The following is a 20075-nucleotide window of genomic DNA, read 5'->3' on the forward strand; positions in this document are numbered from 1 at the left end:
TTCCCCCACCCCCTTGGGCGTTTTGGCCGTGGGGGGTGGGGTGCCGGCGGGCGCCCCCCCCCCCCGCCACCCCCACCCCCCACCCCTCTAGGGGGGGGGGGGGCCTAACCCCCGCCGCCCGCCCCTCTTGTCGTATCAACGACTCAGAGCCGCACCTCGACGGACTTGGCGATCCGGTCGTGCAGTCCTCGCCCGTCCCGGTCCCAGATCAGCGCCGGGAGCCCCAGACAGAGCAGGACGCTCCGCAGCACGGCCCGCCCCGGGGAGAGCCGTCCGCTCTCGACGGCGACCACCTGGAGGCGGAAGAGCCGCTTTCCGGGGGTGAAGCCCACGGTCCCGAGGGTGAGTACGCTCAGGACGAAGAAGATCCCCAGCGCCCAGTTGCCCGCGGTCTGACGGTTGCCGTCGGCGAAGAAGGCGCTCGCGACGAGGAAGCACAGCCCCCAGTCGACGAAGACGGCCCCGAGCCGCCGCCCGGTGGGGGCGATGGAGCCCGGCCCCTCCTCCGGCAGGCCGAGCCGCTTGCCCCGGTACCCGAAGTCGACGCCCATGTCCTCGGCCGCCGCGCGGGGTCCGGAGAGCCACGATCCGATTGCTTGCCTGTTGTCCACCCGTCCACGGTACTGCGCCCCGTTCCGTCCCCCTGCGGCCGGGTCACCACCGCCGGTACGACCTGGGGTGATGTACCCGACGCGGACCACCCGGCCGGTTAACGCGGCCGAAACAATCGGGTCATGCTGGAGAAATGCCCCCTGCCTATGGTCGGGGTCGCGTGGGCCACCGCACTGGTCGCACGGACGAGCTACCACCCCGCCCCGCCGGGACGGGAGTAGGAGGAGTTGGATGTTCCAGAACGCCGACGACGCGAAGAAGTTCATCGCCGACGAGGACGTCAAGTTCATCGACGTGCGGTTCTGCGACCTGCCAGGCGTGATGCAGCACTTCACGATCCCGGCGAGCATCTTCGACCCGGCGGAGGAGCTGGCCTTCGACGGCTCGTCGATCCGCGGCTTCCAGGCGATCCACGAGTCGGACATGGCGCTCCGCGCCGACCTGTCCACGGCCCGGGTCGACCCGTTCCGCCGGGACAAGACGGTGAACATCAACTTCTTCATCCACGACCCGATCACCGGCGAGCAGTACAGCCGTGACCCGCGCAACATCGCCAAGAAGGCGGAGACGTACCTCGCCTCCACCGGCATCGCGGACACCGCGTTCTTCGGCCCGGAGGCGGAGTTCTACGTCTTCGACTCGGTCCGCTTCAGCACCTCCGCGAACGAGGGCTTCTACCACATCGACTCCGAGGCGGGCGCCTGGAACACCGGTGCGGTCGAGGACAACCGCGGCTACAAGGTCCGCTACAAGGGCGGCTACTTCCCCGCCCCGCCGGTCGACCACTTCGCCGACCTGCGCGCGGAGATCTCCCTGGAGCTGGAGAAGTCCGGCCTCCAGGTCGAGCGCCAGCACCACGAGGTCGGCACCGCGGGCCAGGCGGAGATCAACTACAAGTTCAACACCCTGCTGGCCGCCGCCGACGACCTGATGCTCTTCAAGTACATCGTGAAGAACGTCGCCTGGCGCAACGGCAAGACCGCGACCTTCATGCCGAAGCCGATCTTCGGCGACAACGGCTCGGGCATGCACGTCCACCAGTCGCTCTGGCAGAACGGCATCCCGCTCTTCTACGACGAGCAGGGTTACGCCGGCCTCTCCGACATGGCCCGCTACTACATCGGCGGCATCCTGAAGCACGCCCCGTCGCTGCTGGCCTTCACCAACCCGACGGTGAACTCCTACCACCGCCTGGTCCCCGGCTTCGAGGCCCCGGTCAACCTGGTCTACTCGCAGCGCAACCGCTCCGCCGCGATGCGTATCCCGATCACCGGCTCCAACCCCAAGGCCAAGCGCGTCGAGTTCCGCGCCCCCGACCCGTCCTCCAACCCGTACCTGGCCTTCTCGGCCCTCCTCCTCGCGGGCCTCGACGGCGTCAAGAACAAGATCGAGCCGGCCGAGCCGATCGACAAGGACCTCTACGAACTGGCGCCCGAGGAGCACGCGGGCGTCCCCCAGGTCCCGACCTCCCTCCCGGCCGTCCTCGACGCCCTGGAAGAGGACAACGAGTACCTCCAGGCGGGCGGTGTGTTCACGGCCGACCTGATCGAGACCTGGATCGACTACAAGCGCACCCACGAGATCGCCCCGATCCAGCTCCGCCCGCACCCGCACGAGTTCGAGCTGTACTTCGACATCTAAGCCGTCGGACCGGACACACAAGGGCCGCCACCTCCCCTCGGAGGTGGCGGCCCTCGGTCGTACAGTCAGCCGCGTGGCGCGCCGGTCCAGAAGGACATCGCTTTCCCCAGGAGTTCCTTGGCGGCGTCGCCGTGCAGAGCCGCTTCGCGCATCCTGTCGAACGCCTTGCGGTAGAGGGCGACCTCGTCCTCCTCGGTGACGGTCACGCCCGAGGAGACCAGTTCGACGTGGACCTCGTCGCCGTACATGTTGAAGGCGTGGACGGGGTGCATGTTCACCCGAGCCGAGACGGGAACGATGCCGAGCGTGAGTGAGGGCAGGTCGATGTCGCGGAGGATCCGGCCGATCTGCTCGCGCATGACCTCGGGGCCACCGATATCCGTGTAAAGGGCCTGTTCCCCGAGGACGACGTCGTAGTGGTGCTCACCGTCGTACAACACCTGCTGGCGCAGCATGCGTTTGGCAACCCCCGCCGGTACGTCGTCCGGAACGCCCAGGAACTCGACCACCTGGCCCAGGATCACGGTGGCGTACGCCTCCGTCTGGAGCGTCCCCCAGACCATGGAGGGCACATACGCCACGCCCTCGCGCGTCTCCTGGTATCGGCGGACGACTTCGTCCTGGATCGCCTCGGTACCGGTGGACAGACGTTGCCGCCATGGAACGTAACTGGTCACGGTGTCCCCTCCTGAGAGTCACTGCGGATTCGAGCGGACGGATTCCGCCCTCGCACGTCATGAACGGTCGTACGCCCAAGCCCGGCCACTCTGTCGGTACTGCTCCACGGGAATCGGCGTCACTCCGGAACGCATGCGGGCGGAGTACAGGAAACCATCGAGGTGGTCGACCTCGTGGTGGATGAGGCGGGCGAGGCCGTGTTCGTACACGGTGGCCGAGGTCTCGCCGTTCAGGGTCGTGGTCTCCACCGTGATCTCCAGGGGGCGGGGCACAAGGCCGCGGACGTCGAAGAAGCTAAGGCAGCCCTCGTACTGCTCGTCACCCGTATCCGCGCACGCCGTGATCCGTGGGTTGAGCAGGATGATTGCCGGAGCGTCCCCCGGCGGCTGGACGACTGCGACGGAGCGGCTGATGCCGATCTGTGGGGCCGCGATGCCCATGCCCTTGGCGAAGGGGTGCACCTGACCGATGCGGTTCAGAGCGGCAAAGAGTTCGTCCACGATGCGCTCGGCCTCGTCGCGCTCGGTGGGCAGGTCGAGGGGACGGGCAGCTGTGGTGAGGATGGCGGCGCCCTCCTGGACGACGCCGAGGTCGCGCATCTGCCGGCTGGGCCGAACGTCCATCAACTGAACTCCCCTTGGTCCGCTGCGTGTTCGGGTCCTGCCCGGAACCGCCACTCCAGACGGTATCGAGCGTGCAGTGCGGGGGGGCCCTGAGGACGTCGACCGGCTACGGACGGACAAGGTCGTCCACATCCGCCGACAGATCACTCAGGACCGCAGCACCCTCGTCTTCGCTCCCTCTCGGCGAAGAGCTGGCCGCTCTGCTCACCGAGCACATGCGCCAACACCCGCCGGTCGAGGTAACCCTGCCATGACTGGAGAAGGCAGGACATCTGGTCACCGTCCGGCAAGATTCGTTCACTTCTGCCTCCTGGGACCAGCCCACACATCAGACCGTCAAGCCCTGTGATGGGGCCACCGCTGAACTACCCAGATCCGGGCGCCAGCCTATGGCGACACGTACGGCGCCGGGGCGGCGTTGCAATATGTCGACGAGAGGGACCATGAGCCGCCCCCGGCCCCGCCCACCGGATCCACGGCGGGCGCATTCCAGCAGACGCCCGGGAGCGTTCGTGCGTATCCCGACTCCGGCTAGTCTCGGCGATCACTGTTCCGAGACCGCTACGGGGGATCCATGGCCGTCACATACCTGATGCTCGCGCGCGTGCCCGAGGGTGGTCTGGGTGACTTCGAGGGGTATGAGCGCGTCGTTCTGCCGCTTCTCGCCGAGTACGGCGGGCGGCTTGAGCGTCGGCTGCGCAGCGTCGACGATCGGGTCGAGGCCCATCTCGTCACCTTTCCCGACGGGAAGGATCTCGACGCCTTCCGGGCTGATGCCCGGCGTGTCGCCGCCGCGCCGTTGCTGGAGTCGTCGGGGGCGGCGGTCGAGCTGCTCGCTGTGCGGGACGTGTAAGGGCGGAGTGGCGTCGGCGCATGGCGCCAGGCGGCGCCATGTCAGGGCGGGTGGCGTTGATTCCGGGGTATGGCACCACCCTGCTTCCAGCGGATGCGGGCGCGTTTTCGCAGCTCACAGCCCTCACGCCAAGACTCGCGCCATGTGCGGCGCCATTCGGGGTTGCGCATGGCGGCGCCATGGTGCCATGATGGCGTCATGGACCTCACCCCGTATGTCGACACCCTCCACCGCGAACTCGCGGTGGCCGCCGAAGTCGGCGGGGACGACGCCCGTGAGCTGATCGAGAGGATCGCGGCTCCACTGGAGGCGGCGACCCGGCTGGCCATGCTCGGTGTGCTGTCCGCCGCGATGGAGGAGGTCAGCCGGGAGCTGGCGCCCGGGTCGGCCGATGTGCGGCTGCGGGGTCTCGAGCCCGACTTTGTGGTGAACGCGCCTTCGGCGCAGGATGGCGCCACCGTGGAGCCGCTGGAACCGTTTGTGGCGCAGGCGGCCGCCGAGGGGGACGAGGGCGGGACCGCGCGGGTCAATCTGCGGTTGCCGGCTCATCTCAAGGCGCGGGCCGAGGAGGCCGCGGGCCGGGAGGGGCTGTCGCTCAACGCCTGGCTGGTGCGGGCCGTGGCGACCGTGGCCGGTGGCGGCTCGGGGACGCGGTCCACGGGCGGGAGCAAGACCGCGGGACAGAGTTTCACGGGCTGGGTGCGCTAGCCCGTTCGTACCGGCGCGTTCGCCTTCTTTTCCTTGTTGATGAACCAAGAGGACGGAACAGTCATGCCTTCTTTCGACACCACGGGACCCGTCTCGGTCACCGCCCATGTGGAGGCCGGTTCCATTCGGTTCGCCGCGGGGGACCGGGCCGGTGCCGTCGTCGACGTACGGCCCCGCGATCCGCGGAAGGAGCTGGATGTGCGGACGGCCGAGCGGACCGAGGTCGGGTACGCCGACGGCACACTGACCGTGCGGACGCCAAGACCGCGTCCGCTCGGGCGGTCCGGGATCGTCGATGTGACGGTCGAGCTGCCCGCGGACTCGCATATCGAGATGACCGGCGCCTGGGCGCAGGTGCTCGGCGAGGGGCGGCTCGGCGAGGTCCGGGTGAAGACCGCGTCCGGTGATGTCCGGCTCGATACGACCGGGCCGCTGACGCTGACCGCGAAGCACGGCTCGATCACCGTGGACCGGGTCGAGGGGACCGCCGAGATCACCACGGGATCGGGCAGTGTGCGGCTCGGGCTCCTCGACGGGCCGGCCGTTGTGAAGAACGCGCACGGCACCACGAGCGTCGGCGCCTCCACCGGCGAGCTGCGGGTGGACGGTTCCCACGGCGATATCGACATCCGGCGGGCCGAGGACTCGGTCACCGCCACCACCTCCAACGGCACCGTGCGGGTGGGCGAGGTCACCCGCGGCACCGTACAGCTGGAGACCCCGTACGGCGCCATCGAGGTCGGCGTCCGCGAGGGGACTCCCGTCTGGCTCGACGCCCACGCGGGGAGCGGGCGGGTGCGCAACACACTGGCCTCGTCCGGGACTCCGACGGATTCGGAGAACGCCGTCAAGGTCCACGCCCGTACCCGTCACGGCAATATCGACATCCTCCGCGCCAAGGTCTGACCCCCCACTCCCCCTACCATCCCCCTTCGAACAGGACGTCCCCATGCCTTACTCTGTCATGTCCACAGCCAGTCGCGGAGACGACCCGCGGCCGTCGGCCGCCATCTCCGTCACGGGTCTGCGGAAGTCTTACGGCGACAAGACCGTGCTCGACGGCATCGATCTCGACATCCCGGCCGGGTCGGTGTTCGCGCTGCTCGGTCCGAACGGCGCGGGCAAGACCACCGCCGTGAAGATCCTCTCCACCCTCATCACGGCGGACGGCGGCAGCGCCCGGATCGCGGGCCACGACCTGGCGGCCGAGCCCCAGGCCGTCCGCGCGGCGATCGGTGTCACCGGTCAGTTCTCCGCGGTGGACGGGCTGATCACCGGCGAGGAGAACATGCTCCTCATGGCGGATCTGCACCGGCTGCCCCGGCAGGAGGGCCGTCGGGTGGTGGCCGAGCTGCTGGAGCGGTTCGACCTCACCGAGGCGGCGAAGAAGCCCGCGCAGAGCTACTCCGGCGGGATGAAGCGCCGCCTCGACATCGCGATGACCCTCGTCGGCGCCCCGCGGATCATCTTCCTCGACGAGCCGACCACCGGCCTCGACCCGCGGTCCCGGCACAACATGTGGCAGATCATCCGCGAGCTGGTCTCCGGCGGTGTCACCGTCTTCCTCACCACCCAGTATCTGGAGGAGGCCGATGAACTCGCCCACCGGATCGCCGTCCTGAACGACGGCCGGATCGCCGCCGAAGGCACCGCGGACGAGCTGAAGCGGCTCATCCCCGGCGGCCATATCCGCCTCCGGTTCACCGACCCCGCGGCGTACCAGGAAGCCGCCTCCGTCCTGCGCGAGACCACCCGCGACGACGAGGCGCTGGCCCTGCAGATCCCCAGCGACGGCAGCCAGCGCGAACTGCGGTCCGTACTCGACTGGCTGGACTCCACCGGAGTCGAGGCCGATGAGCTGACCGTCCACACCCCCGATCTCGACGATGTCTTCTTCGCCCTGACCAGCGGCACCGTGCCCGGCCCGGCCGGCAAGTCCAAGGAGAACGCCCGATGAACTCCCTCTCCCTCGCCGTCCGTGACTCGTCCACGATGCTGCGGCGCAATCTGCTGCACGTCCGGCGCTATCCGTCGATGACGGTGCAACTCCTGCTCACGCCGGTCATGCTGCTGCTGCTGTTCGTCTACATCTTCGGCGACACCATGAGCGCCGGGATGAACGGCGGGACCGCCGACCGCTCCGCGTACATCGCCTTCCTCGTCCCGGGTCTGCTGCTGATGACCGTCGGCGGCACCACGGTCGGCACCGCGGTCTCCGTGTCGATGGATATGACCGAGGGCATCATCGCCCGTTTCCGCACCATGGCCGTCCACCGCGGCGCGGTCCTCATCGGACATGTGGTCGGCAGCGTGCTGCAGGCCCTCGTCAGTGTCGTCCTCGTCGGCGCCATCGCCGTGGCCATCGGCTTCCGCTCCACGGACGCCACCGTCGTCGAGTGGCTCGCCGCCTTCGGTCTGGTCTCGTTCTTCACCCTGGCGCTCACCTGGATCGCGGTCGGCATGGGGCTGTCCAGCCCGAACGCCGAGGCGGCCAGCAACAACGCCATGCCGCTGATCTTCCTCCCGCTGATCTCCAGCACCTTCGTCCCCCTCGACGCGATGCCGGGCTGGTTCCAGCCGATCGCCGAGTACCAGCCCTTCACCCCCGTCATCGAGACCCTGCGCGGCCTGCTCCTCGGCACCGAGATCGGCCACAACGGCTGGCTCGCCCTCGCCTGGTCCGTGGTCCTGGTGGTGCTCGGATACCGCTGGTCCAAGTCCCTGTTCAACCGCGACCCGAAGTAATCACGGACTCCGTACCGTCCCAGGGCGGCGCGCCCCGACACCCGTCGGGACGCGCCGCCCTTCGTTCGGTGGGTATCGCGGGGCGATAGGGCGGCGGAATCAGCCATCCCGGCCTCTCCGGGCGGGTCCGTCCACCGCTCCGGTACGGGTCGCGGGGCCGGACTCGCCCCCGTGGGGGAGGGCCGCGACGTGTTCCGTATCGCAGCGCGTCCGGAGGGCGGGAGCGGCACATCGGCCATTACGGCCCGGAGGGCTTGTCCCCGCTGCCGGGGCGCGTGGTCCACTGGAGCAGGACGGGGCGCAGGGGTCCTACGCCCGGTCCGTCCCGCCGAGACTCGTCGCCACCAGCCGGTGTCCCCGACGCGAGCGGGCCTCGTCAACGCGTAGCGACACGGTCCCGGATCCCCGGTGGCCGTGATGTCGAACGACCCGATGGCGGGACGACGTGCGGGGACGGCCCGATGCCGGTCCGTCGGTCCGTCGGTCCGTCGGGTGTCGACTCCGAAGGTCCACCGTGGGAGTTGGGCCCCGAGGGCGGTTCCGGCTTCCACCTACCCAGGAGCGATCTTGATCCACGCGGTAGACAAGTCCGACCGACTACGAGAGCACTACGACGCGGTGGTGACCGGCGGCGCCGGGTTCGTCGGCCGCCGGCTGGTGACGCTGCTCAGCCGTCTCGGCAAGCGGGTCACCGTCGTCGACCGGGTCCGGCTACCCGACGACATCGCGGCGTTACCCGGCGTCCGTGAGACCCGTGCCGATCTACGGGACTACGGAGAGACCCTGCTCGCCCTGCGCGGCGCCGACGTCGTCTTCCATCTGGCGGGCAACGCCAGCGGCACCGTATCGGTGGAGCATCCCCGGTACGACTTCCAGCTCAATGCCCTGGGCACCTGCCATGTGGGCAACGCCTGCCTCGAACTGGGCGTCCGGCGGCTGGTCTACCTCTCCTCCGCGATCGTCTACGGCACGCCTCGGTACTCGCCGATGGGTGAGGACCATCCGACCCGGCCCTTCCTGCCGTACGGCGCCTCCAAGCTGTCCGGCGAACTCACCCTGCGCAGCCTGTACGAGTCCATCGGACTGCCCGTCGTCATCGGGCGCTCCTTCGTCGTCTACGGGCCCGGCGAGGACCCGCGGCACGCGGGCGGGGAGGTGTCGCAGTTCCTGCGGTGGCACCTCAACGAGCGACCGATCCCCGTCGTCGGGGACATCGACCGCAAGACCCGGGACTTCATCCATGTGGAGGACCTGTGCCGGGCGCTCGTCACGCTCGCCGACCGCGGGGCGGAAGGGGAGACGTACAACCTGGGCAGTGGTACGGGGGTTTCGATGCGGGAACTCGCGCACGCGGTGGGGCGGGCCACCGGGCGGCCCGCGCTGCTCGACGCCGATACGAGCAGTCTGGAGGACAGCTTCCCGCTCGTCGCCGACGTCTCCCGGCTGACCCGCCTCGGTTTCGCGCCCCGGGTCCCCCTCGCGGAGGGCCTGGCGGCGCTGGCGGCCCTGCTCGGGGCGGCGCCCGAACTGCCGTCGGCGAAGGCGGTGTTCCGCCGGGAGCGGCCGGTTCGCGGCAGGTGGGCCGGCGCGTCCGTCGCGGCGGCGGAGGCTGAGGCCGTCCGGGCGGCGACGGCCGGGGCCGTCGGTACGGAGGAGGCCGCGGGGTGCTAGCCGCTGACGGTGGTACGCGGCTGGTGCCCGAGGGCGCGGTGGCGCCCTGGCCGCACATCGTCGACGAGGACCGCGCGGCCGTCATGGCGGCCATGGACTCGGCGACGCCCTGGCACTGGCCGATGCGGGCGGTTCAGGAGCTGGAGGAGGCGTGGGGGGCGTACACCTCGATGCCGTACGTGCTGGCCGCCAACTCGGGTACGGCGGCGCTGCACATGGCGATCAGCGCCGCCGGGGTGGAGCCGGGCGACGAGGTCCTCGTCCCCGCGGACACCTTCCTGGCCTCGGCCTCCTGTGTGCTGCAGGCCAACGCGATCCCCGTCTTCGTCGATACGGACATCGAGACGTTCGCCCTCGACCCGGCCCGGATCGAGGAGCGGATCACCCCCCGTACGCGGGCGGTCCTCGCGGTCGACCTGAACGGGCTGCCCGCCGACTACGACGCCTTGGGCGCCGTCGCCGACCGGCACGGCCTGACGCTGATCGAGGACGCGGCGCAGGCGCACGGCGCGGTGTACCGGGGGCGGCCCGTGGGATCGCTGGGCGCGATGAGCGGCGCCAGTCTCAACGGCTCCAAAACCCTGTCGGCGCTCGGTGAGGGCGGGCTGTTCGCGACCCGGGACGAGGAGGCGTTCCGGCTCGCCCGGCGGGTGCTGATGTTCGGTGAGGAACTGCCGGGCCAGGGGCGGGACTACAACGCCCGGATCATGGGCTGGAACTACCGGATCGACGTCCTGGCCGCCGCGTTCGCCCGCTCCCAGCTCGGCCGGCTCGCGGAGATGACCCGGGTCCGCGAGGCCAATGGCGCGGCGCTCACCGCGGCGCTGGCGGGGATCCCGGGCATCCGGCCGCCGGTCGTCCCCCCGGACCGTACGCATGTCTACTTCTTCTATCCGCTCCTCGTCGCGCCGGAGGAGCTGGGCCTCGATCCGGCCGATGTGCCCGTACCGGCGTTCCGCGACGCCGTCGAGGAGGCCGTGAACGCGGAGGGCCTCGGCATCATGCGCTGGCAGCCGCGGCCGGTCCCGGCCCAGACGCTCTTCCAGGAGCTGCGCGGCTACGGCCGGGGCTGCCCGTGGAGCTGCGGTCACGCGGCCCCGGGGCATGTGTACCGGCCCGAGGAGTATCCGGTGGCCGAGGAGATCTGCCGCCGGCGGCTGGTGCTCGGCCAGAGCTTCAGTTCGTTGGGGCCGCCGAACGACACCGCCACGATGCGGCTGTTCGCCGACGTCTTCCACAAGGTGCTGGTGGAGGAGCGGACGGCGCTGATCGCGCGGGCGCGGCGGATCGCGGCCCGGGAGGGGGACACGGACTCGTAGAGCAGGCGGGAACCCCCGCGGATGCGCGAGGGTGGACAACGGACGCAGATCTTCTCGGCACGGTGAGGACGCACTTCTTTTATGCCGAAATACCCGGACGGGGCCGACGGCCTGGCACCGGACCCGACGAACCGCGCGGGAACGCGGCTCGCCTCCCCCGCCCCGGCGACGGCCCGCCCGAGACGGGCGCGGCTGGCGGTGAGCACGATCTTCTTCGTCACCGGCGCCGCCTTCGCCACCTGGGCCGCCCGGGTACCCGCCGTCCAGGACCGGCTCGATCTGTCCGCCGGGCAGCTCGCGGTGGCGCTGGTGGGGCTGAGCGGCGGGGCGTTCCTCGGACTGCCCCTGGTGGGCGGACTGGTCGCCCGGTACGGCAGCCGTACGGTGCTCTGCGCGGGCATGGCCCTGTATCTGTCCGCCCTGGCCGCGCTCTCCGTCGTACCGGGGCTGGCGGCGCTGGCGGTGGTCCTGGCGCTCTTCGCGTGCGGCAACACGGCCGTCGACGTGGCCATGAACACGCAGGGTGTGCTGGTGGAGCGGGCCTACGGGCGGCCGGTGCTCGGCGGGTTCCACGCGATGTTCAGCCTCGGCGGCATCGTGGGGGCGAGCATCGGCGGGCTGGTGGCCTGGGCGGGGGTCGGGATCGGGCCGCACTTCGCGATCACGGCGGTGGTGCTGGGCGCGATCGCCGCCACGGCGGTGACGGCGCTGGCGCCCGATCCGCCGCACCCGGCCCACGACGACGAACCGCCCGCCCCGCTGCTGGCCCTGCCGGGGCCAGGGTTGTGGATCCCCGGCCTCGTCGCCTTCTGCGCGCTGATGGGCGAGGGGGTCGTCAACGACTGGGGCGCGGTCTATCTGCACGAGGTGACGGGCGCGTCCGCCGGTCTCTCGGGCATCGGCTTCGCCGTCTTCTCGGCCGGGATGGTCGTCGGCCGGCTCACCGCCGACCGCGTCCGCTCCCGCGTCGGGACCACCGGCTTCGTCCTCGGCTGTGCGGTGGTCGCCGCGGCCGGGGGCCTGGTGCCGGTCGTCTCCACCACGGTCGTCGCCGGATTCCTCGGCTACGCGCTGCTGGGCCTGGGGATGGCCGCGGTCGTCCCGGTGGTCTTCAGCCATGCCGCGAACCTGCGCCCCGACCGGCCGGGACCCTCCATCGCCGCCGTCTCCGCGGTGGGCTATGTCGGCTTCCTCGCGGGCCCGCCGCTGATCGGCTTCGTCGCCGAGTCCACGAGCCTGCGGGTGGCGATGCTGGTCCTGCCCGCGCTGATGACGGTGATGGCGGTGCTCGCGGTCCGGTTGCGGGCGCGGTAGCGGGCGCGGGCGCGGTCCGGGCGCGGGCGCGGTCCGGGCGCGGGCGCGGTTGCGGTTCGGCTGCGGGGGCGGATCAGGCGTCGTCGTCCCCCACATGGGTGACGCGATGGTCGTCCAGTGCCTCCGCGACCGTGCCGAAGAGCTTCTCCAGCAGGGTCGCCAGCTGACCCCGCTCCTCCGGGGTCAGGCCCGTGAGCAGCTCCGATTCCCGGCCGAGTACCGACTCGACCGTCGATTCGACCAGGGCGTGGCCGGTGGGGGTGAGGGTGACCTCGACGGTACGGGGCCGGCCGCCGAGGGGCGTCCGGGTGACCAGCCCTTCGGTCTCGGCGCGGGCCACGCGCTGGGAGACGGCGCCCGCGGTGACGAGGGAGCGGTGGCCCAGTTCGCGGGTGGTGAGGGTGTACGGGGGACCTGACCGGCGCAGCACGCTGAGGAGGTCGAGGGTGGCGGCGTCCACGCCGACCCGGGCGAGGACGCGGCGGCGGTCGTCGCCGAAGAGCTTGGCGAGCCGCCACAGGGGGGTGACGACACCGATCGAGGAGACGGGGACGCCGGGGAGTTCACGGCTCCAGGCGTCGGCGATGGCGCGGGCCGATTTCTCGGGGACCGGTGGGTGCTGACTTGCCACGGGGTCACGTCCACGGGTTATGTTGAGGTCTAAATTTAGACCTGAACGGATGGAGAGGGCCAGCATATGACACGCGGCATCCTTGTCACCGGGGGCGGTACGGGTATCGGTCTGGAGATCGCCCGGCAGTTCGCGACCGCCGAGCCGGGGGCGACGATCGTCCTCACCGGCCGCCGGGCCGAGCCGTTGGAGAAGGCGGCGGCGGAGCTGTCAGCGGCGGCGGCCGAAGGAGTGTCGGTCCTGGCGGAGGTCTGCGACCATACGGATCCGGACACATTGATACGGCTCGTGGAGCGGCTGCCCGCCCGGATCGACGTCCTCGTCAACAACGCGGGCGGCAATACCGACTTCGACGCCGACGGGGCGGACGATCTGGCCGCCTATGCCCGGGACTTCCGCGCCAATCTGGACGCCAATCTGCTGAGCGCCGCCCTCACCACCCGCGCCGTGGAAGGCCGGCTCGCCGACGGCGGCGCGGTGGTGCACATCGGTTCGATCGCCGCGGACCAGGGGGCGGGGTCGTACGGCGCCGCCAAGGCCGGGCTCGTGGCGTGGAACATCAGCCTGGCGGGCGAGTTGGGCGGGCGCGGCATCACGGCCAATGTCGTATCACCCGGCTATACGAAGGAGACCGAGTTCTTCCGGGACCGGCTCACCGACGAGCGGCGCGGGGCCCTGGTGGCGGCGACCGCGACCGGCCGTGCCGGGACGCCGTCGGACATCGCCGGAGCCGTGGTCTTCCTCGCCTCCCCCGCCGCCCGGCACATCACCGGTCAGGTCCTGCATGTGAACGGGGGCGCGCACAAGGCGCGATGAGGACGTCCGGTTGTCCTGGTGGCGCAATTCCCGTGCCGCGGCGGCCGGGGTGGACGGATCATGCCCCAGGACGCCCTATCGTGGTCCGCATGTCCGATCCCGAGCTGATCCGCATCGTCACCCGCTCGTCCCCGATGGCCCTCGCCCAGGTGGAGCGCGTACGGACCGAACTGGCCGCCCTGCACCCGGGGATCAGGACCGAGGTCGTCCCCGTGACGACCTCCGGCGACCGCTGGATGGGCGATCTGGCGAAGCTCGGCGGAAAGGGCGCGTTCACCAAGGAGGTGGACGCCGCCCTGCTGGCCGGGGAGGCCGATCTCGCGGTGCACTGCGTCAAGGACGTCCCCGCGGACCGCCCCCTGCCGGCCGGGACCGTCTTCGCGGCCTTCCTGGCCCGGGACGACATCCGGGACGCCCTGATCCACCCGGGCGGTCTGACGCTGGACGAACTGCCGCCGGGCACCCGGATCGGTACGTCGTCGGTGCGCCGGATCGCCCAGCTCGCCGCCTCCCACCCGGAGTTGGAGTGCGTCCCGATGCGGGGCAACGCCAACCGGCGGCTGGAGAAGCTGGCGGCCGGTGAGGCGGACGCGCTGCTGCTGGCGGCGGCCGGTCTGGAGCGGATCGAACGGACGGACGTCATCACCGAGATCCTGTCGGTGGAGACGATGTGCCCGCCGATCGGGGCCGGGATCCTCGCCCTCCAGTGCCGCGAGACCGACACCGACACCATCGACCTGGTCAGCGGGCTCGGCGATCCGGCGGCGTATCGCGAGGCCACGGCGGAGCGGATGTTCCTCCATGTCCTCCAGGGGCACTGCAACTCCCCCATCGCCGGCTACGCCCGCGCCGAACGCGGTGGCGAGCTGTCGCTGCGCGCCAAGGTCTTCACCCCAGACGGCAAGCGGGTCATCAACGCCCATGAGTGGGCGGGCCCGCTGGACCCGGCGACCCTGGGCACCTCGGTGGCGGTGGCGCTGCTGCGCCAGGGCGCCCGGGAGCTGATCGACGAGATCCCCCACTGACGTGTGACACGCCGAAGGGCCGCCGACTCCGGTCGGCGGCCCTTCGGTTTTCCGGATGTACGGAGCGGGGGGCGGGGGTCAGCCCTTGCGGTTCCAGCCCTCCCAGGCGGACGAGATCATGTCCCGTACCTCGTGGCGGGCCTTCCAGCCCAGCTCGGTGTGGATACGGTCGGCGCAGGCGACGACCTTCGCCGGGTCACCGGCGCGGCGCGGGGTGACGGTGGCCTCGACGGTGTTGCCGGTGACCTCGTCGATCAGCCCGATCATCTCGCGCACCGAGACGCCTTCGCCGCGCCCGATGTTGAGGGTGAGGTCGCGTACCTCGCCGGCGGCGGAGAACTCGGCGAGCTTGCGGGCGGCGGCCAGGTGGGCGTCGGCCAGGTCCTCGACGTGGATGTAGTCGCGGATGCAGGTCCCGTCGGGGGTGGCGTAGTCGTCGCCGAAGATCCGGGGGGCGGCACCGGCGTCGATGCGCTCGAAGACCATCGGCACCAGGTTGAAGACGCCGGTGTCGGCCAGCTCGGGGGTGGCCGCGCCCGCCACGTTGAAGTAACGCAGGCAGGAGGTGGAGATGGAGTGCGCCCGGCCCGCGGCCCGTACCAGCCACTCGCCGGCGAGCTTGGTCTCGCCGTAGGGGCTGAGCGGGGCGCAGGGGGTGTCCTCGGTGACGAGGTCGACGTCCGGCATCCCGTAGACGGACGCGGAGGACGAGAAGAGGAAGCGGGTGACGCCCGCCTCGGCCGCGGCGGCCAGCAGGGTCTCCAGACCCTGGACGTTCTCGCGGTAGTAGTGGAGGGGGCGCTCGACGGACTCGGCGACCTGCTTCTTCCCGGCGAGGTGCACGATGCCGTCGACGGCGTGCTCGCGCAGCACCCGGTCCACGAAGGCGCGGTCGAGGACCGTGCCCTGTTCCAGCACGATGCCCTGCGGCACGCGCGCGGGGTTGCCGGTACTGAGGTCGTCGAGGACGACGACGTCCTCGCCGGCCTCGGTCATTGCCTTGACGACATGCGAGCCGATGTATCCGGCGCCGCCGGTGATGAGCCAGGTCATTGGGGCATTTTACCAATGACGGGCCCGCCACCGGCCGATCCCGGCCGGTCGGGACAGGGCTGTGACACGGCCGGCCGGATCGTACGGGATGACCCCGGGCCCCCGGCGCGGCCCGGCGGCCGGGACTCGGGCCGCGTCCGGAACGCAGACCGTCCGCCCGCGGGGCGGACCCGCGGCTCCCCGCCCCGACGGGCGGAGGCCCGTACGAAGCCGGGGCGGGACCGCCCTCGTACGGCACGTACCCCGGCGCCCGGCAGCACGGGGTCCTCCCCGGGAGGAGACCGCATATGCCGGGCGTCGCGCGCCGGGCGGCACTTTCCGGATACCCCCGGAGGGGGCCGTCAGCGGTCGATTTCCTCGAAGACCCGGTCCCAGCGGTCCAGCACATGTGTCAGGGACAGATGCTCGACATGCCCGCGTCCCGCGGCGCCGTAGCGGGCGCGCAGATCGTCCGAGTCCATCAGTTCGGCCAGCGCGTCGGAGAGCGCGGGCACGTCGCCGGACGGCACCAGGGTGCCCGTACGGCCGTGGTCGACCAGTTCGCGGACGCCGCCGGACAGATCGAAGCTGACGCAGGGGACACCGCAGGCCGCGGCCTCGGCCAGGGCCATCGGGCGGCCCTCGCGCTCACTGCTGATCGCCACCACGGACAGTTCCCGGTAGACGGCGGCCATGTCGTTGGCCGTGCCCCGGAAGACGACCTGCTCGGCCACGCCGAGCCGCTCGGCGACCCGGCGCAGATCGGCGTCCAGCGGGCCGTCGCCGAAGAGGTGCAGCTCCCAGCCGTCCCGGCCGGGCCTGGCCGCCGCGAACGCCTCGATCAGCCGGTCCAGCCGCTTGATCGGGTCGAGCCGGCCCACCGCGCCGATCTTCTTGGTGTTCAGCGGCGCCGCGGTCTCGGGGTAGAACGGCAGCGGGTTCGGCATCACCGAGACATTGGGGACCCGCTGGTTGCGGAACTCCTCGGCGTCGCCGTCGCTCAGTACGAGCGACTTCTCCATCAGCGGGTAGTGCCGCTTGATGAGCCCCAGGTTGGGGCCGCGCCGGGCCTGGGCGAAGGACTCGTGGTACTGCCCGATGCCCTTGAGGTGCTGCCACTCCAGGCTGAGGACCCAGTCCGCGGCCCACGGGGAGCCGAAGACGACGTATCCGTCGGGTACGGCGGCGAGCCTGCGGGCCAGATCGGCCCTGGCGTCGTCGCGCTCGGACCGCAGCTGACGGGCCTCGGCCCGCCGGGCCGGGCTGATCCGGTTGCCCACCGTACGGGGCTTGGGCCGGGGTGTGCTGGGCTCGGCGAGGAGTGTGGCGTGGGCGTAGGAACGGCCGTCCGCGTTGTACGGGAAGGGCTCGGGGCTGGGGCGGATGCCGATCAGCTCCACCCGGTGGCCCCGGTCGCCCATGCCCTGGGCCAGGGTGTGCAGCACCCGCTGGGAGCCGCCCATGGAGTCGACGTCGATCCCGACGAAGAAGACGTTGCGCACGGGGTTGGCCTCAGTCACGGGTACCGCCTTCGAAAAAAGCATCGACCACCATCTTGCTCGCGTAGCCGGTCTCGTACGAGCAGAACATCTCCTGGAAGCGGGCGTAGCGGTCCGCGTGCCGCTCGGCGACTCCTTCGAGGTTCCCCATGGCGGCGGCGAGCTGATCCGTGGAGGTCAGCATCGGCCCCGGGGCGATCTCCTCGAGGTCGTAGTACATCCCGCGGTCACCGCCGCGGTAGTCGTCGTAGTCGTCCGTGTACAGCAGGATCGGACGCCCGGTGTTGGCGTAGTCGAACATCAGCGACGAGTAGTCGGTGAGGACGGCGTCGCAGCTCAGCAGCAGATCGTTGATGTCGGGGAATCCGGCGCCGTCGCGGAGGAAGTGCGCGAGGCGCGGGGCGACCTTGAAGCGGTCGTACGGGTGCGCCCGGACGACGACGATCCACTCGTCGGAGAGTGTGGCGGCCAGCTCCTCGAAGTCCACCCGGATCGACTGGCCGGTGCCGCGGGCGGCGTCCCGGAAGGTCGGGGCGTACAGCAGGACCTTCTTCTCCTGCGGGATGTGCAGCTTCTCGCGGACGGCCGCCGCGCGCGCCCGCTGCTCCGGCTCGGCCCAGCGGACCAGGACGTCGTTGCGGGGGTAGCCGGAGCGGATCAGCTCGGCGTCGACCTCGAAGGCGGGCACGAAGGTCCGCTCGAACTCGGCGCTGGGGCAGACCAGCGCGTCCCAGCGGGCCACGCCGTCACGGAACGCCTGCTGGTCGGGGGCGGGGGCCTGGCGCAGCGACGGCACGTCGAAGCCCATCGCCTTCAGCGTCTGGCCGTGCCAGGTCTGGAGATAACGGGTGCCGTTCGGCTTGCCGTACAGATAGGGCAGGTTGTGGGAGTCGACCCAGTAGCTGGCCCGGGCGAGCGCCCGGCCGTAGGCCCAGCTGCCGCGGCGGACGAGGGGGACGCCCTCGGGGAACGACGAGCGGTCGCCGTTGTAGGACCACACCACGTCGATGGGGAGGTTGCGGCGGCGCAGCTCCTCGTAGATGTAGCGGGGGTTGTCGCAGTAGCCGCGGCCCTCGGACGCCTCGAAGACGGCGAGGCTGCGCTTGCGGGGCAGCTTGGAGAAGGTGTCGTAGACGGTGGCCTTGCCCTCGTTGCCGGCAAAGACCTTCTTGACCCGGCCGACCTTCTTCTTGACCTTGCGGGCGACCGGACCCATCGGCTGGAGCGCCTTGAGGACGCCCTGGCGCTCCCAGGAGACTTCGAGGCGGCCCATGCCGCGCAGCTCGGGGCGGACCAGGGCTTCGTGGACGCCGACGGTGTTGTACGTCACGGAGGCGCGGTGGGCGGGCAGGTCGTGGGGGGCGAGGATCGGGTCGGCGCGGCGGACGCCGTCGTACTCCAAAGAGACGACGGGGTGGCGGCGGACCGCGACACCGGCCTTGCCGACGGGGACGCGGCGCAGATCGAGCCCGGCCTCGGAGACGTACTGGCCCTCGCCGTCGGGGCGCAGCTCCAGCGGTACGGTGAGCGGCTTGCCGTGGGCGGCGAGCTTGAGGGACGCCTCGACGCCTTCGCCGATGATCCCGGCGGGGTCGTAGGTGCGCAGGCCGAGCCGGAGGACGGCGCCGTCGGGCACCAGGGACTCGATCTCGTGGCGGATCTGGCCGCCGCTGAGGACCTGGTCCCTGATGTGGCGCTCGTCGAGGTCGAGTTCGGACCGGCCGCGCGGGTCGGCGGGGACCTCGGTGCCCCAGTAGACGGTGCCGTCGCCGGCCTCGCAGACGAAACGCGGGGCGATCAGCGGGTGGCCCAGCTCACGGGCGGCGATCTGGAGTTCGGCGAGCCGGCCGACGCGCAGCAGGTGGAGGCAGACGCGCTCCTCGCGGGAGAGCCTTGCGTAGGTCTCGTCGGCGATCTCGTCGAGGTACGGGTTGACGGCCTCGGCGAACTCGGCGATCCACTCCGGATCGCGGAACGGCAGGTCGCCCAGGTAGAGGCGGAAGTCGTGGCGGAGGAACTTGTAGTCCTTCTCCGGCCGCAGGGCGGAGTGGCCGTGCTCGTCGAACCAGGCGTCGATCAGCCGGGCGACCCCGATCCGGTCGCGCACGTTCTGGATCTTGTGGCGGCTGGAGGAGATGGAGACGCTCTCCGGGGCGAGCCGCCAGGTGTAGACGGACCAGGGGACCACGGCGAACGACTCGGCCAGGGTGTAGGCCTGGGCCGAGAACAGCTGGTCCTCGTAGTGGATGCCCTCGGGGAAGGTGAGGCCGTTGTCCCGGATGAACGCGGTCCGGTAGAGCTTGTTGGTGGAGAGGTGGTCGAAGAAGTAGTCGGGCTCCTCCGCGATGCCCTCGACGACCTGCTGCTTGGTGAACAGCCTCGGGTACCAAAGACCGGTGGTGTCGTTCTCCTCGAAATACCGGGTGACCTCACCGGTGACGAAGTCGACGCCGGTCTCCTCGGCGACCAGCAGCATGCTCTTGCAGGCGTGCCGGGGCAGTTCGTCGTCGCTGTCGAGGAACATGATGTGCGGCGCGCGGGCGACGGCGATACCGCGGTTGCGGGGCGCGCTGCAGCCGCCGCTGTTCTGCTCCAGGCGCTCGTAGCGGACCCGGGGGTCGGCCGCGGCCAGGGACCGGGCGACCCGCTCGGTGTCATCGGTCGAGCAGTCGTCGGCGATGATCACTTCGAGGTTGTTGAGCGTCTGGTCGAGTACCGACCGTACCGCTCGGGGGAGCCGCTCCTCATCGTTGTAGACGATGATCACGACGCTCACATCCGGGACATCGCGTGTCGGCATCCGTGTCCTCTCAAAAAAAATGCAGCACACGAACCAACGGGGCACAGGTCGTGGGTCACCGACGTGCTGCCACCGGTGTCAGTAGGGCGCACAGGCCCCATTTGTGAA

The 20075-nt window shown here is 70.9% G+C and carries 18 protein-coding genes; 11 read left to right on the plus strand and 7 right to left on the minus strand.

The window, feature by feature from the left end; genetic code table 11:
• Positions 1–143: 143 nt before the first annotated feature.
• On the minus strand, positions 144–611 hold the full coding sequence (locus ACFXG1_RS13220) for an RDD family protein (RefSeq protein WP_384720642.1): 468 nt from the start codon (positions 609–611) through the stop codon (positions 144–146).
• Between the two features lie 232 nt (positions 612–843).
• On the opposite strand from ACFXG1_RS13220, the gene glnA reads away from it, so the two are divergent.
• Positions 844–2253: a type I glutamate--ammonia ligase gene (glnA, locus tag ACFXG1_RS13225; RefSeq protein WP_384720639.1), complete on the plus strand. Its 1410-nt coding sequence runs from the start codon at positions 844–846 to the stop codon at positions 2251–2253.
• A 65-nt stretch (positions 2254–2318) separates the two neighbouring features.
• Here glnA and ACFXG1_RS13230 read toward each other — a convergent pair whose 3' ends face one another.
• Both ACFXG1_RS13230 and ACFXG1_RS13235 read right to left on the minus strand, forming a co-directional pair.
• A complete protein-coding gene (locus tag ACFXG1_RS13230) occupies positions 2319–2930 on the minus strand; it encodes a DUF5753 domain-containing protein (protein ID WP_384719498.1) in 612 nt (203 codons plus the stop codon).
• Positions 2931–2987: 57 nt separating this feature from the next.
• Complete coding sequence (locus ACFXG1_RS13235; RefSeq protein ID WP_384719496.1) at positions 2988–3554, minus strand: peptide deformylase; 567 nt, start codon at positions 3552–3554, stop codon at positions 2988–2990.
• Positions 3555–4128: 574 nt separating this feature from the next.
• Between ACFXG1_RS13235 and ACFXG1_RS13240 the strand changes: the two genes are divergently transcribed.
• From ACFXG1_RS13240 to ACFXG1_RS13275, 8 genes are all read left to right on the plus strand, one after another.
• The gene (locus ACFXG1_RS13240; protein ID WP_384719494.1) at positions 4129–4407 is read left to right on the plus strand and encodes a hypothetical protein; all 279 of its coding nucleotides are present in this window, start codon (positions 4129–4131) and stop codon (positions 4405–4407) included.
• A gap of 198 nt (positions 4408–4605) precedes the next feature.
• Positions 4606–5115, plus strand: coding sequence for a toxin-antitoxin system HicB family antitoxin (locus ACFXG1_RS13245; protein ID WP_384719492.1), 510 nt, complete (start codon positions 4606–4608; stop codon positions 5113–5115).
• 63 nt (positions 5116–5178) lie between these two features.
• Entirely contained in the window at positions 5179–6021 is an 843-nt protein-coding gene (locus ACFXG1_RS13250) for a DUF4097 domain-containing protein (RefSeq protein ID WP_384719490.1), read from the plus strand.
• A gap of 58 nt (positions 6022–6079) precedes the next feature.
• A complete protein-coding gene (locus tag ACFXG1_RS13255; protein ID WP_384742393.1) occupies positions 6080–7072 on the plus strand; it encodes an ATP-binding cassette domain-containing protein in 993 nt (330 codons plus the stop codon).
• Entirely contained in the window at positions 7069–7860 is a 792-nt protein-coding gene (locus ACFXG1_RS13260) for an ABC transporter permease (protein ID WP_384724474.1), read from the plus strand. Before ACFXG1_RS13255 ends, ACFXG1_RS13260 begins: the two co-directional genes overlap by 4 nt.
• Before the next feature lie 567 nt (positions 7861–8427).
• Positions 8428–9531 (plus strand): NAD-dependent epimerase/dehydratase family protein, encoded by a 1104-nt coding sequence (locus ACFXG1_RS13265; protein ID WP_384717328.1) that lies wholly within the window; start codon positions 8428–8430, stop codon positions 9529–9531.
• Positions 9525–10850 (plus strand): DegT/DnrJ/EryC1/StrS family aminotransferase, encoded by a 1326-nt coding sequence (locus ACFXG1_RS13270; RefSeq protein WP_384717325.1) that lies wholly within the window; start codon positions 9525–9527, stop codon positions 10848–10850. Before ACFXG1_RS13265 ends, ACFXG1_RS13270 begins: the two co-directional genes overlap by 7 nt.
• Before the next feature lie 81 nt (positions 10851–10931).
• Entirely contained in the window at positions 10932–12164 is a 1233-nt protein-coding gene (locus ACFXG1_RS13275) for an MFS transporter (RefSeq protein WP_384717322.1), read from the plus strand.
• A gap of 73 nt (positions 12165–12237) precedes the next feature.
• Here the strand turns inward: ACFXG1_RS13275 and ACFXG1_RS13280 are convergent, their stop codons facing one another.
• Positions 12238–12795 (minus strand): MarR family winged helix-turn-helix transcriptional regulator, encoded by a 558-nt coding sequence (locus tag ACFXG1_RS13280; protein WP_384742395.1) that lies wholly within the window; start codon positions 12793–12795, stop codon positions 12238–12240.
• Between the two features lie 66 nt (positions 12796–12861).
• Here ACFXG1_RS13280 and ACFXG1_RS13285 point away from each other — a divergent pair, with 66 nt between their 5' ends.
• Together ACFXG1_RS13285 and hemC are read left to right on the plus strand one after the other, a co-directional pair.
• Positions 12862–13611 carry an SDR family NAD(P)-dependent oxidoreductase gene (locus ACFXG1_RS13285; RefSeq protein WP_384717316.1) on the plus strand — a complete coding sequence of 250 codons (750 nt, stop codon included), beginning with the start codon at positions 12862–12864 and terminating at the stop codon, positions 13609–13611.
• A gap of 89 nt (positions 13612–13700) precedes the next feature.
• Positions 13701–14636, plus strand: a complete 936-nt coding sequence (gene hemC / locus ACFXG1_RS13290) for a hydroxymethylbilane synthase (RefSeq protein WP_384717313.1) — start codon at positions 13701–13703, stop codon at positions 14634–14636.
• A gap of 78 nt (positions 14637–14714) precedes the next feature.
• Here hemC and galE read toward each other — a convergent pair whose 3' ends face one another.
• From galE to ACFXG1_RS13305, 3 genes are all read right to left on the minus strand, one after another.
• Positions 14715–15689: a UDP-glucose 4-epimerase GalE gene (gene galE / locus ACFXG1_RS13295; protein WP_384724297.1), complete on the minus strand. Its 975-nt coding sequence runs from the start codon at positions 15687–15689 to the stop codon at positions 14715–14717.
• Between the two features lie 341 nt (positions 15690–16030).
• The gene (locus ACFXG1_RS13300; RefSeq protein WP_384742398.1) at positions 16031–17188 is read right to left on the minus strand and encodes a glycosyltransferase; all 1158 of its coding nucleotides are present in this window, start codon (positions 17186–17188) and stop codon (positions 16031–16033) included.
• Positions 17181–19967, minus strand: coding sequence for a CDP-glycerol glycerophosphotransferase family protein (locus tag ACFXG1_RS13305; protein ID WP_384742400.1), 2787 nt, complete (start codon positions 19965–19967; stop codon positions 17181–17183). The genes ACFXG1_RS13300 and ACFXG1_RS13305 overlap by 8 nt, the downstream gene beginning before the upstream one ends.
• Positions 19968–20075: the final 108 nt, after the last annotated feature.

Source organism: Streptomyces sp. NPDC059248 (assembly GCF_042753905.1).
Lineage (GTDB): Bacteria > Actinomycetota > Actinomycetes > Streptomycetales > Streptomycetaceae > Streptomyces.